Raw genomic sequence first — 12,442 nt, forward strand, 5'->3', positions numbered from 1 at the left:
TGTAATCCCTGCGATGGCGGCGGTGAGTGATTGCCGCGTCGTTATTTTCTTGTCGTCGGTCTGTCTCGGCGGTCGCCTCGCGTCGCTATCGGCGGCCACTGGATCGTCAGGTCAGGGCGATACGCCCTTCGAAAACCCGGGTCGCCGGCCCGGTCATGATCATCGGCGCATCGCCGCCCGGCCACTCGAGCGTCAGACGGCCACCGCGCAGTTCGACCTCGACCGGACTTTCTAGCAGGCCGCGGCGAATGCCGCAGGCCACCGCGGCGCAGGCGCCGGTACCGCAGGCGAGGGTTTCCCCGCTGCCGCGCTCATAGACGCGCAGACGGATGGCGTGGGGCGAGTCGACCTGCATGAAGCCGACATTGGCCTGACGCGGAAAGCTCGGATGCTGCTGCACGCGCGGGCCGAGGTCGGCGACCGGGGCGCTGTCGACGTCGTCGACCTGCAGCACGGCGTGGGGATTGCCCATCGAGGCGACGCTGAGCTCGAGCGGCTGGCCGTCGAGATCGATCCGCTGCAGCGGGCGATCCTGGTCGGTGACGAACGGGATCGATGCCGGCGCGAAGCGCGGGGCGCCCATGTCGACGCGAACCCGGCCGTCGTCGGCGACCTTCAGCGTCAGCGGGCCGCCCAGGGTCTCGACCCTGAACTCGCGCTTGTGGGTCAGGCGCTGGTCGATCACGAAGCGGGCGAAACAGCGCGCGCCGTTGCCGCAGTTTTCCACCTCGCTGCCATCGGCGTTGAAGATCCGGTAGCGGAAATCCATGTCCGGTTGCCTGGGCGGCTCGACCAGAAGTAGCTGATCGAAGCCGATGCCGAAATGGCGATCGGCGAGCTGCTTGATCTGCTCTTCACGCAGATGGGCACGTTGGCTGATCAGGTCGACCACCATGAAGTCGTTGCCCAGGCCATGCATCTTGGTGAAGTTGAGCAGCATCAGTCGCTCTCCGGCAGGCGAGACTCGAGCGCCCACAGCGACTCGACGGACTCACGACGGCGGATCAGATGAGCACGATCGGCGTCGACCATGACCTCGGCCGGCCGGCCGCGACTGTTGTAGTTCGATGCCATGGCGAAGCCATAGGCGCCGGCGGAACGAACGGCCAGCAGGTCGCCCTCGGCGATCGCGAGCTCGCGTGCCTGGCCGAGGAAGTCACCGCTTTCGCAGATCGGGCCGACCACGTCGTAGAGCGCGCTGGGACGTTCGGCACGGCTATCGACCCGGTCGATGCCCTGCCACGCCTGATAGAGAGAGGGCCGGATCAGGTCGTTCATGCCGGCATCGACGATGGCGAAGTTCTTGGTTTCGCCCGGCTTCAGGTATTCGACGCGAGTCAGCAGCACGCCGGCATTGGCGGCGATCGAACGGCCCGGCTCCAGCAGCAGGGTCAACTGGCGTCCGGCCAGGCGCTCACGCACCGCGGCGACCAGCTCGCCGGCCGCCGGCGGGCGTTCGTCCTGGTAGGTGACGCCGAGACCGCCGCCGAGGTCGAGGTGCTCGATCGCGATGCCGTGATCGGCGAGCCGGTCGACCAGCAGCAGCAAGCGGTCGAGGGCATCCAGGTAGGGCGACAGCTCGGTCAACTGGGAACCGATGTGGCAGTCGAGGCCGACCACCTTGAGATAGGGGCGCTCGGCGGCCCAGGCGTAGAAATCGAACACCTCATCCGCGGCAACGCCGAACTTGTTGGCCTTGAGCCCGGTGGAGATGTAGGGATGGGTCTTGGCATCGACGTCCGGGTTGACGCGAATCGAGACGTTGGCGATCTGGCCGCGCGCCGTGGCGACACGGTCGAGACGCTCCAGCTCCGAGCGCGACTCGACGTTGAAGCACTTGATACCGACCGCCAGCGCACGGGCCATCTCGTCGGCCTGCTTGGCGACGCCGGAGAAGACCACCTTGGCGGGATCGCCACCGGCGGCGATGACGCGCTCGAGCTCACCGACGGAGACAATGTCGAAGCCGGCGCCGAGACGGGCGAGCAGGTCGATCACCGCCAGGTTGGAATTGGTCTTGAGCGCATAGCAGACCAGGTGCGGCATATCGCCGAGGGCGTCGCTGTAGGCCTGGAACTGCTGCGTCAGCGCGGCACGCGAGTAGACATAGCAGGGCGTACCGAACTGCTCGGCAATGGCCGTCAGCGGCAGGTTCTCGGCGTGCATGACGCCATCGCGAACGGAAAAGGCGTCGAACCTCACGGGGTGTCCTCGCTGTCAGGCTGCGGATTGGCGGGCTGCGCGTCGTCGGGCATGGGGCTGGCCTGAGGTGCGGGCGCCGCTGTGTTGCGCTCCTCCTCGGTGCGAGATTCGGTCCGTGGATCCTGCGTCGATTGAGGCGCGTCCTCGTAGGCGTTCTGCGGGTCGTAGGTCTCCGCGGACTCGCTATCGCCGGGCAGATAGAGGGGGCCCTTCTGGCCACAGCCGGCGAGCGCCAGCAGCGCGCCGACAAGAACGCCGAGCAGCAGGGGGTTACGCGCCATGGTCGGTGCCCTCCTGCGGGCCGCCCGCGAGCGTCGCGAGCGCCTCTCTGGCTCGCTGCGCAGCGGCGCGAACCTGGTCCGGCGCGGTGCCGCCGATGTGATTGCGGGCAGCGACCGAGCCTTCCAGCGTCAGCACCTCGAAAACGTCATCGTGGATGGCGTCGGAGAAGCGCTGGAGTTCGTCGAGCGACATCTCGGAAAGGTCCTTCTTCTGTTCGATGCCGTAGGCGACCGCCTTGCCGACGATCTCGTGAGCATCGCGGAAGGCGACGCCGGCGCGGACCAGATAGTCGGCCAGATCGGTGGCGGTGGAGAAGCCCTTGCGCGCAGCCTCGAACATGTTTTCCGCCTTGGCCTCTAGCGCCGGCGCCATGTCGGCGAAGGCGCGCAGACAACCCTTGACCGTGTCGAGGGTGTCGAACAGCGGCTCCTTGTCTTCCTGGTTGTCCTTGTTGTAGGCCAGCGGCTGCGACTTCATCAGCGTCAGCAGGCTCATCAGGTGGCCATAGACACGGCCGGTCTTGCCGCGCACGAGCTCTGGCACATCCGGATTCTTCTTCTGCGGCATGATCGAGGAGCCGGTGCAGAAGCGATCCGGCAGATCGACGAAGTCGAACTGGGCGCTGGCCCACAGCACCATCTCTTCGCTCATGCGCGAAAGGTGCATCAGCAGGATGCTGGCAAAGGCCGTGAATTCGATCGCGAAATCCCGGTCGCTGACCGCATCCAGCGAATTTTCCGCTGGACGCTCGAAGCCGAGCAACTCGGCGGTGACGTGGCGGTCGATCGGATAGGTGGTGCCGGCGAGCGCGGCGGCGCCCAGCGGCAGCACGTTGACGCGCTTGCGGCAGTCGAGAAGGCGCTCATGATCGCGCGTCAGCATCTCCTGCCACGCCAGCAGATGGTGGCCGAAGGTGACCGGCTGCGCCGTCTGCAGGTGGGTGAACCCCGGCATGATGGTGTCGGCCTCGCGCTCGGCGAGTTCGATCAATCCGCTGCGCAGCCGAGCCAGCTCGGCGGCCACGGCATCGATCTCGTCGCGCAGGTAGAGGCGGATATCGGTGGCGATCTGGTCGTTGCGCGAGCGGCCGGTATGCAGCTTCTTGCCGGTGATGCCGATCTTGTCGGTCAGCCGCGCCTCGATATTCATGTGGATATCTTCCAGCGCGATCGACCATTCGATCTCGCCGCGTTCGATCTCCGCCTCGATCTCGCCGAGTCCCTCGATGATGCGGTCGCGTTCGTCGTCGGTGAGCACGCCGACGCGCGCCAGCATCGTCGCGTGGGCGATCGAGCCGCGGATGTCATGGTGATAGAGGCGCTTGTCGAACGGAATCGAAGCGGTGAAGGCGGCGACGAATGCGTCGGTGGGCTCGCTGAAACGTCCGCCCCAGGATTGGTTGGTTGCCTGCGTCATCGAGAATCGAACTCTGCCTAGGGTTGCGAAGATAGGTTTGCCGTGCGGCACAACGAAGAAAACGCTGTCTCGAGTGTATCAGAGTCGGCACGCCCGTAGGGCGGCGACTTGGCCGGCGGGCCGGGCGGGCGGCGTTTTTCCTTGTCCGGAGACTGCTTTATCATGCCTGGCAGAGTTCGCGTTCATGAACATTCATTCGGCGATGGTCGATGCGCTGTCGGCGCCGACCGTTCTGCCCCTCGACCTGGAGACCGGCGTGCTCGACGCTAATCGATTGAGAATCGCAACCCGCAAGAGCGCGCTGGCGCTCTGGCAGGCCGAACATGTCAAGGCGCTGCTGGAGCGTCACCACCCTCACCTGAGCGTCGAACTGGTGCCGCTGTCCACCCGCGGCGACAAGATCCTCGATACGCCGCTGGCCAAGATCGGCGGCAAGGCGCTGTTCGTCAAGGAGCTGGAAGAAGCGATGCTCGACGGCCGCGCCGATCTGGCTGTGCACTCGATGAAGGACGTGCCGATGCAGTTTCCGGACGGTCTCGGCCTGTCGGTGATTCTGGAGAGCGGTGCGCCTACCGATGCCTTCGTGTCCAACCACTATGCCGGCGTCGATGCGCTGCCGGAAGGTTCACGGGTCGGGACGTCGAGCCTGCGCCGCGGGCTGCAGATCAGTGCCCGGCGCCCGGATCTTGAGGTGCTGCCGTTACGCGGCAACGTGCAGACGCGCTTGGGCAAGCTCGACGCCGGCGATTTCGAGGCGATCATTCTGGCTACCACCGGCCTGCAGCGCCTCGAGCTGGCCGAGCGCATCACCGCCGAACTGACGCCGGAGGAGAGCCTGCCTGCCTGTGGCCAAGGCGCGTTGGGGATCGAGTGTCGTCACGACGACGCCGATCTGGTCGCGCTGCTGGCGCCGCTGGATCATGGGCCGACAGCGACCCGCGTGCGCGCCGAGCGCGCCATGAACACGCGCCTCGACGGTGGCTGCCAGGTGCCGATCGGCGGCTATGCGGTGCTCGAGAATGGCGGCGACACCCTGTGGATGCGCGGCCTGGTTGGACATCCCGACGGTTCGCGTGTGCTGCGTGCCGAAGATCGAGGATCCGCGATGGAGCCTGAGTCGCTCGGCATCCGCGTGGCCGAATCCCTGCTCGAGCAGGGCGCCGGCGAGATTCTCGCCGAGGTCTACGGCGACGCGTGATGGCCGGCCGCGTGCTGTTGACCCGGCCGGGGGGGCGGGGCGAAGTGCTGGCCAGCGCGCTCGCCGCTCGCGGGCATGATGCGGTATTGCTCGACGTGCTGCAGTTCGAACCGCTCACCCTGGTGGCGGGCGCCCGTCAGGCGCTGCTCGATCTCGATCTCTACGACGGGGTCGTGGTGGTCAGCCCGCAGGCGGCGACGTGTCTTGCCGAGGCCATTACGTCATACTGGCCGCAGCTGCCGCAGGGACTGCGTTTCTATGCGGTCGGGGAGGCCACGGCACGGACGCTGCATGCCAAGCTGGGCGTTCCCTCGGTGCTGCCGCCGGCCGGTGCCGGAGAGCACGGTGAGGGGCTATTGCAGGCTGCCTCGCTACACCGGGTCGCCGGCAAGCGTTTATTGCTGGCGCGGGGGGAGCGCGGGCGCGACGCGCTACCGGAGGGGCTGCGCGAGCGCGGTGCCGAGGTCGTGACGCTGCCGCTCTACCGCCGCGGCTTTTCGGCGCCGGGGGAGCCGGCGGCCAGCTGGCTGGCGCAGGGGGATTTTGCGGCGCTGGTGGTGAGCAGCGGGGAAATATTGCAACATCTGGTCACGGGGTGTGGCCCGGTGGCGTTGAACCAACCGCTAATCGTTTCGAGCCCGCGGTTGGCTACACTGGCGAAAACGCTGGGGTTCGGCACGCGATACGTGGCGCCGGGCGCGTCGCCCGCGGCGCTGTGCCAGGCGGTGGATGCCGTTCTCGGGGCGCGGAGCGCCACCTTCGATCAGGGTGATCACGAATAAAGGCAAGCGTAGATGAGCAAGCAACGCAGAGATCAGCAGTCGCCGTCGGACACCGCTTCGGGAAAGACCGCTGGGGCAAGCGACGCCAGTGGTACCCGGCAGGATGTCGATCCGGCTCAGCCCGAGCCGCGACAGGAGACAAATCCCAGCAAGCCCGATGTCACCCCTGACAAGGCCGGCGAGCCCGCCAAGCAGGCGGAGGCAACGACGCCTGCCGCCTCGTCGCATGGCGATCGGTCCGCGTCGACACCGACCGACACGAAAAAGCCTGAGACGACGAAGCCGGCGTCGGCCAAGTCCGGAACGGCCAAGTCCGAGACGACCTCCAGCGCGTCGAAGCCGAGCACGAAAACGCCCGGCCAAGCCAAGGCCGCGACGTCGGCAGGCACCTCGAACAGCGGCGCCAAACCGGGGACGGGAGGCACGCCGCCGTCGGGCAGCAAGCCGACCGGTAGTGGCCGCGGCAAGGGCGGCAAGCTGGGGCTGATCGCCCTGATCCTGGTGATTCTGCTGGCGCTGGCCGCTGCCGCTGCCGGTTACCGCGGCTGGCAGATGCTGCAGCAGCAGCAGGCTCGGCTGAGCCAGGTCGACGATAACCGTAGCGCGCTCGACGAGCTGGAATCGCGTCTCTCCGATCTCGACTCGAATCGCCAGCATACCCTCAACATGATGCGCGGCGAGTTCGACCAATATCGCGAAAATCTCGACAGTACGCTCGACAAGGTACTCGATGAGCTGGCCCAGGAGCAGCAGGCGGACCCGCGCGAGTGGCTGCATGCGGAAGCCGAGTATCTGCTGCGTCTGGCTAACCAGCGTCTGCAGCTCGAGCGAGACGTCAAGGGCGCCAAGGCGCTGCTCAATGCGGCCGACTCGCGCCTGCGTGAAGCCGACAACCCGGCGTTGGTGCCGGTGCGCCGGGCGATCCAGTCAGAACTCGCGGCGCTCGACTCGGTGCCGGAGATCGATCGTACCGGACTCTATCTGGCGCTCATGGCGCAGCAGGAGCAATTGGCGCGACTGCCGCTCAAGCAGGAGGTCGACGAGATCGCAGCCGGTGAAGGCGAGACCCGACCGAGCGGAGGCTGGCGCGATCAGCTGGCGACGCTGGGCCGCGAGCTCAAGGATCTGGTGACCGTGCGTCGTCATGATCAGCCGTTGGAAGCGTTGATCACGCCGGAGCAGGAGTCCTATCTGCGCCAGAACGTGCGCCTGCTGCTGGAACAGGCGCAGCTGGCGCTGCTGAAGTCGGAGCCCGAGCTTTATCAGGCCAGTCTCGACAAGGCGCGTGAGCTGGTCGAGGGGTATTACGCGGCCGACAACGAGGGCGTCCAGCGTTCGCTGAGCCGGCTTGAATCGCTGCGCGAGACCAACGTTCGCCCCTCGTTGCCGGATATCAGCGAGTCCTCGCAGCGGCTCAAGCGCTTTATCGAGCAGCGCTTCGGCAACGGCGGTAGCAACGGCTCTGGCGCGCAGAACGGATCGGCACAGGGAGAGGGCGAATGAGAAAGCTGATCCTGCTGATCGTCTTCGGTCTGGCGGTCGGCGCGCTGTTCGGGCAGTTGATGCAGTCGCTGCCGGGCTACTGGTTCATCCGGGTCGGCGACACCTCGGTCCAGACCTCTTTCTGGTTTGGCTGCGTGCTGCTGCTGGCCGTGTTTCTGGTTCTGCACTTCGCGCTGCGAGCGCTGATGCGTCTGCGACGCCCGGTCAGCCGGCTCAAGGTCTGGAACAGCCGCTCTCGCCATCGCACGGCGATGAAGCGCACCGTTCGCGGGCTGGTCGCGCTGGCAGAAGGGCGCTGGAAGCGTGCGGAGAAGGCGCTGACCAAGGCCGCCGACGACTCCGGCACGCCGCTGGTCAACTATCTCTCGGCCGCGCTCGCCGCTCACTATCAGGGGCGCTACGAGCAGGCCGACGTGCTGCTCAAGCAAGCTCATCACAGTACCGAGGGCGCGCATACGGCGGTCGGCCTGGTGCAGGCCCAGCTGATGCTCGACCGCCAGCAGTTCGAGGAAGCGTTGGCCACATTGACGCGGCTCGAGCAGCAGCTGCCGGAGCATCCCCAGGTGCTCAAGCTGCTCAAGCAGGCCTATCTCAGCGTCAACGACTGGGACGGTATGCGCCGGCTGCTGCCACGACTGGACAAGCACCGTCTGATCACTGACGACGAGCGTCTGGAACTCGAGCAGCGAGCCTACCGCGAGCTGCTGATCCAGGCCGCGCAGCAGCCCGACAACCTGCAGCGGGTGCGTTCTCTGTGGGCGGACATGCCCGATGCCCTGCGCGGCGACGTGGAGCTGGTCGGTCTCTACGCCGAAGCGCTGATCCAAGGCGGCGAAGAGGGCGATGCCGAGCGACTGCTGCGCAATGCCCTGAAGGAGCACTGGGACACGCGCCTGGTACTGCGCTACGGGTTGCTCAATGTCGACGCCGCACGCCAGCTGGTCTACGCGGAAAAGTGGCTGCAGGAGCGTCCCAACGACCCCGACCTGCTGTTGACGCTGGGCCGACTGTCTCTGCGCAACGCCTATTGGGGCAAGGCGCAGGAGTATTTCGAAGCCAGCCAGCGGCAGCGACCCAGCGGCGTGGTCTGTGCCGAGCTGGCGCGGCTCTATGCCAACCTCGGCGATCACAGCAAGAGTCAGCTCTACTATCGCCAGAGCGTGACCCTGCTCGACAAGTCGCTGCCGGCACTGCCGCAGCCCAGTGACATGACACGCTGATCGTTTCAGCGGTCTCGACCCATTGCTCTCCTGGGCGCCTGCGGGCGCCCTTTTTTACGGCTGGCCGGCAGGTGATGACGCGTCGCCTGCCGCTCGATGGCGAGGAAGCCTATGCATTACGGGATCGATATCGGCGGGACCAAGACCGAAATCGCCGTCTACGACCAGAACTGGCAGGTACAGTCACGCTGGCGTGAGCCAACGCCGGCCGCCGATGGCGACGCCCTGCTGGGGCTGCTTCAGACGCTGGTCCAGGAGGCCGACCGGCGCGCGGGCGTGCGCGGCACGCTAGGCATCGGTGTGCCGGGCGTGCTGGACCGTCGCGGTTGCCTGATCGCGGCCAACCTGCCTGGCCTGCGCGACCTGCCTCTGGGCGCGGCGCTCACGACACGGCTCGAGCGCCAACCGGTGTTGGAGAACGACAGCCGCTGCTTCATTGTGTCCGAGGTAGGCCCGGGCGGAGCCGCCGCCGCCGCGAGCCATGCCTTTGGGGCCATTCTTGGCACCGGCGCCGGCGGTGGCGCGGTCATCGAAGGCCAACTGCTGCGCGGCGCGGGCGGCCTGGCGGGGGAATGGGGGCATCTGCCGTTGCCGGCGCTCGCCCGCGAGCGTCATGACTTGCCGCGGGTCGCCTGCGGTTGCGGGTTGCCGGACTGTCTCGAAAGCTATATCGCCGGCCCCGGGCTGGTGCGTCTTCACCACCACTTCGGTGGGGAGAGCGAGTCCACGCTGGCTTGGCAGCAGGCGCTACAGGCCGGTGAAGACGCTGCACGCCGGGCGCATGACTGCCATCTCGAACTGCTCGGCGGGGCGCTGGCCAACGTGGTCAAGCTGTTGGCGCCGGAGGTGATCGTGGTCGGAGGCGGGGTCTCGCTGGTACCGGGGCTGGTCGAAGCACTGCCGGCGGCGCTGGCCGAGCATCTGTTCGCGGGGGTGCCGACGCCGGCGATCGTGCGCTCGCGCTTCGGCGATGCCAGCGGCGTGCGGGGGGCGGCCATGCTGGGGGCTCGAGCTCGAATGCTGACCTAACCGTGGGCGGTGGTCGTACCGGCGCACCTACAGCCTGTGTCGCGAGGACGTCGAGCGGCTGCATCGGTCCACAAGAAAGGGCAGTCCACAAAAAAGGCCGCCCGAGGGCGGCCTTGTCGCTATCGTCGCGTGTGATCAGCGCTCGTCACCGGCATCGTCGTCGACGTCGTCATGCGTCGGCTTACGATGCGTGTCGTCGGCAGGGCGCGTGTCGGGCTCGCCCTCGCCGAGTTTTTCTTGGGCTTCGCCGGCAATGTCGCGGCGCTCGTCACGCAGCACGCGAACGTGAGCGGGCGGTGCGCTGCCGTCCCGGTCCTCGCCGAAGTAGAGCGTGGTGTGCGGGAACGGAATCTCGATGCCGGCCTTGTCGAAGTAGAGCTTGACCAGCCGGTTGTAGGCGCGGCCGACGCCCCACTGGTCACCCGGCGTGGTCTTGATCACGACGCGGATATTGACCGAGCTGTCCGCCAGCGCGGTGACGCCGGCCACGGTCAGCGGCGCCAGCAGTTTGTGGCCGTGCTCCTCGCTCTCCTTGAGCTCCTCGAAGGCGGCCTGCAGCTGTTCGATCGCGTAGTCGATGCTCTCGCGATAGGCGATGCCGTACTCGCCGACGTGGTTGCCGTACTCGCGCATGAAGTTGGAGACGGTATCCACTGAAGAGAACGGCACGATGTGGTAGGTGCCGGAGAGATCGCGGATGGCGACCGAGCGGATGCTGACGCGTTCGGCCGTGCCGGTGATGCCGCCGGCGGTGACCACATCACCGGTGTTCATGGCGTTCTCGAGCTGGATGAAGACGCCGGTGATGACATCTTGCACCAGCTTCTGCGCGCCGAAGCCGATGGCCAGACCGAGCACGCCGGCACCGGCGATCAGCGGGCCGATGTTGATGCCGATCTGCGACAGCACGATCATCACGGTCATGATGATCAGGGTGATGGCCAGCGCGTTGCGGAATAGGCTCATCAGCGTCTGCGCGCGTGCGGTGGGGGCGCCGCCGCCGGTTTCCGGGTTGAGGTAATTCTCGATCAGGCTGGCCAGCCCGATCCAGACGGCGCCGGCCACGATCAGGATGAGGATGACCTGGATCACGGTGGCGACGGTGCGTGCACCAGCCTCGCTGGCGTACCAGGCGGCAAGGTCGAACGTGCCCCAGGCATCCAGGGTGTACATGACCACGGCGATCAGAATGATGGCTCGCAGCACCTTGAGCAGCGTCGGCACGTAGGAGTTGAGCCGCGTCTCCAGCATCGGCAGCCGCTGGCGCAGCTCGTCGCTCAGCGTGATGCGGCGGTCGATCAACTGTGTCAGCAAGCCGGAAACCAGCATGCCGATGCCGATATAGATTACGGTTTCGAGCGTCGCCAGCAGCACGAAGGGCAGGGCGGTCTCGGGGTGCAGCAAGGTCACGCCAAAGACCATGAGGGCGTAGAGCAGGGCGATGATGTGCCAGACCCGTGCCAGCAGGTTGAGCGCCATGCGCGAGGCGGACATGGTCGTCGTTTCGGCCTTCCGCTGGATCATGTCGCGCACCGGCTCGCGCTTCTTGAGAATCACGCAGACGGCATAGATCAGCGCCAGCAGCATGATCAGAACGCCGACGGTCTTGCCCAGCGTCGGTGAGAGCGTGACGTTGAGAATCGGTACCGCCACCAGCATGCCGTAGCCGATGAAGCCTGCCAGCGTCGCCAGGAAGCGATTGCAGTAGCGGGCCTGGCCGGCCTCGATCGGCACCAGGCGCAGTCCTTCATGGCTCGAGGCGAACAGCACACGCAGGGCGCACTTGAACAGCTCGATCATCAGGAAGGCGTTGAGGAACAGCGACAGACGGGTATTGAGGCTGCCGCTCTCGCCGACCAGGAAGGTAGCCACGAGATTGCCGGCCACGTAGGCCAGGATCACTACCGCGACATCGACGACGGCGGCCAGGATGACACCGACGATGACGCGCAGCAGGTGGCCGCCGCCTTCGCCCTTGAGCGACCACTGGCTGAAGCGGGAGAACAGTGGCCGGGCGATGACGCGTAGCACCAGGAAGGCCACGATGGTGGCGCCGATCACCATGATCAGGTCCAGCGCGGCACTCAGGAAGTCGCTCATGCTGAAGGCCGGTCCGCTGCTGGCTACTGCGTCGCCGCTGCTGAAGAAGCCACCAACCATGCCGGCCAGCGCGGTGAACTGGCCGCCGATATCACTGGCGAAGCTGCTGGTAACCTCGGCCATGCGGCGTGGGAAGGACGCGGCCGTGGCGGTCTCTGTCTCGTCCGCCGCGGCGCTGCCACTCTCCGTGTCGGATGCCGGCGTGTCTGCCGCGTTCTCTGCTGTTTCGGCCGAACCCGAGCCTTCACTCGAATCGGATGCCGGTGTCTCGCCGCTCTCCGCCGACGGTTGCTCGGTGGCGAGCTGTCTGAGCTGATCGATCAGTGCCTGACGGGATTGCTCGTTCTCGAGCAGGTCCGCCATGGTCGAGTAGGCTGGCCCCTCTTGAGAGGCCTCGCCGCCGGTCGTGCTCTCCTGAGCGAATGCCGGTGCGGCAAAAATCAATAATATCAGCAGTAGCCAGCGGCTTAGCCAGCGATCGGGGCGAAGGACTGTCAAGCTCCAACCTCCTTGTCTTATGGGCGAAATCGCGCGGCGAGTCGGCGACGCGCGGCGAACCGAAACATCCTTAGGGTATCATTTTCTTGATCTGGGCCAATTTCCGACGGCAGCGAAACCCTCTAAGAGAAGGCTAGCCAATCCGGTCGGGATTGCCATGGCGGGCCTGGCTCCGTCGCATGGCGAGGTAGCCGGGCGGTGCGGCAATGAGA

The 12,442-nt window shown here is 66.5% G+C and carries 9 protein-coding genes and 1 pseudogene; 5 read left to right on the top strand and 5 right to left on the bottom strand.

Annotated elements, in window-relative coordinates; all coding sequences use genetic code 11:
• Positions 1–106 precede the first annotated feature (106 nt).
• The 4 genes and pseudogenes from dapF to argH all read right to left on the bottom strand — a co-directional run bounded on the left by dapF (position 107) and on the right by argH (position 3,900).
• Positions 107–940 (bottom strand): diaminopimelate epimerase, encoded by an 834-nt coding sequence (gene dapF, locus MC381_RS01950; protein ID WP_251976038.1) that lies wholly within the window; start codon positions 938–940, stop codon positions 107–109.
• On the bottom strand, positions 940–2,166 hold the full coding sequence (lysA, locus tag MC381_RS01955; RefSeq protein WP_251976360.1) for a diaminopimelate decarboxylase: 1,227 nt from the start codon (positions 2,164–2,166) through the stop codon (positions 940–942). The genes dapF and lysA overlap by 1 nt, the downstream gene beginning before the upstream one ends.
• Before the next feature lie 206 nt (positions 2,167–2,372).
• Positions 2,373–2,483, bottom strand: a pseudogene (lptM, locus tag MC381_RS18330) (LPS translocon maturation chaperone LptM); the annotation flags it as partial.
• On the bottom strand, positions 2,473–3,900 hold the full coding sequence (gene argH / locus MC381_RS01965) for an argininosuccinate lyase (protein ID WP_251976040.1): 1,428 nt from the start codon (positions 3,898–3,900) through the stop codon (positions 2,473–2,475). The pseudogene lptM and the gene argH, both read right to left, overlap by 11 nt.
• Positions 3,901–4,084: 184 nt before the next feature.
• Between argH and hemC the strand changes: the two genes are divergently transcribed.
• From hemC to MC381_RS01990, 5 genes are all read left to right on the top strand, one after another.
• Positions 4,085–5,098, top strand: coding sequence for a hydroxymethylbilane synthase (gene hemC / locus MC381_RS01970; protein ID WP_374708149.1), 1,014 nt, complete (start codon positions 4,085–4,087; stop codon positions 5,096–5,098).
• Positions 5,098–5,880, top strand: coding sequence for a uroporphyrinogen-III synthase (locus MC381_RS01975; RefSeq protein ID WP_251976041.1), 783 nt, complete (start codon positions 5,098–5,100; stop codon positions 5,878–5,880). Before hemC ends, MC381_RS01975 begins: the two co-directional genes overlap by 1 nt.
• A 12-nt stretch (positions 5,881–5,892) precedes the next feature.
• Complete coding sequence (locus tag MC381_RS01980) at positions 5,893–7,383, top strand: uroporphyrinogen-III C-methyltransferase (RefSeq protein ID WP_251976042.1); 1,491 nt, start codon at positions 5,893–5,895, stop codon at positions 7,381–7,383.
• The gene (locus MC381_RS01985; RefSeq protein WP_251976043.1) at positions 7,380–8,603 is read left to right on the top strand and encodes a heme biosynthesis HemY N-terminal domain-containing protein; all 1,224 of its coding nucleotides are present in this window, start codon (positions 7,380–7,382) and stop codon (positions 8,601–8,603) included. The genes MC381_RS01980 and MC381_RS01985 overlap by 4 nt, the downstream gene beginning before the upstream one ends.
• 111 nt (positions 8,604–8,714) lie before the next feature.
• Complete coding sequence (locus MC381_RS01990; RefSeq protein ID WP_251976044.1) at positions 8,715–9,632, top strand: ROK family protein; 918 nt, start codon at positions 8,715–8,717, stop codon at positions 9,630–9,632.
• 135 nt (positions 9,633–9,767) lie between these two features.
• Here MC381_RS01990 and MC381_RS01995 read toward each other — a convergent pair whose 3' ends face one another.
• The gene (locus tag MC381_RS01995; RefSeq protein WP_251976045.1) at positions 9,768–12,230 is read right to left on the bottom strand and encodes a mechanosensitive ion channel domain-containing protein; all 2,463 of its coding nucleotides are present in this window, start codon (positions 12,228–12,230) and stop codon (positions 9,768–9,770) included.
• Between the last annotated feature and the right edge of the window lie 212 nt (positions 12,231–12,442).

Source organism: Salinicola avicenniae, from assembly GCF_023736115.1.
Lineage (GTDB): Bacteria > Pseudomonadota > Gammaproteobacteria > Pseudomonadales > Halomonadaceae > Salinicola > Salinicola avicenniae.

Coding starts and splice junctions, on each gene's coding strand:
- MC381_RS01985 (WP_251976043.1), top strand. CDS start 7,380: ATGAGAAAGCTGATCCTGCTGATCGTCTTCGGTCTGGCGGTCGGCGCG.
- hemC (WP_374708149.1), top strand. CDS start 4,085: ATGAACATTCATTCGGCGATGGTCGATGCGCTGTCGGCGCCGACCGTT.
- lysA (WP_251976360.1), bottom strand. CDS start 2,166: ATGCACGCCGAGAACCTGCCGCTGACGGCCATTGCCGAGCAGTTCGGT.
- MC381_RS01975 (WP_251976041.1), top strand. CDS start 5,098: ATGGCCGGCCGCGTGCTGTTGACCCGGCCGGGGGGGCGGGGCGAAGTG.
- MC381_RS01990 (WP_251976044.1), top strand. CDS start 8,715: ATGCATTACGGGATCGATATCGGCGGGACCAAGACCGAAATCGCCGTC.
- dapF (WP_251976038.1), bottom strand. CDS start 940: ATGCTGCTCAACTTCACCAAGATGCATGGCCTGGGCAACGACTTCATG.
- MC381_RS01980 (WP_251976042.1), top strand. CDS start 5,893: ATGAGCAAGCAACGCAGAGATCAGCAGTCGCCGTCGGACACCGCTTCG.
- argH (WP_251976040.1), bottom strand. CDS start 3,900: ATGACGCAGGCAACCAACCAATCCTGGGGCGGACGTTTCAGCGAGCCC.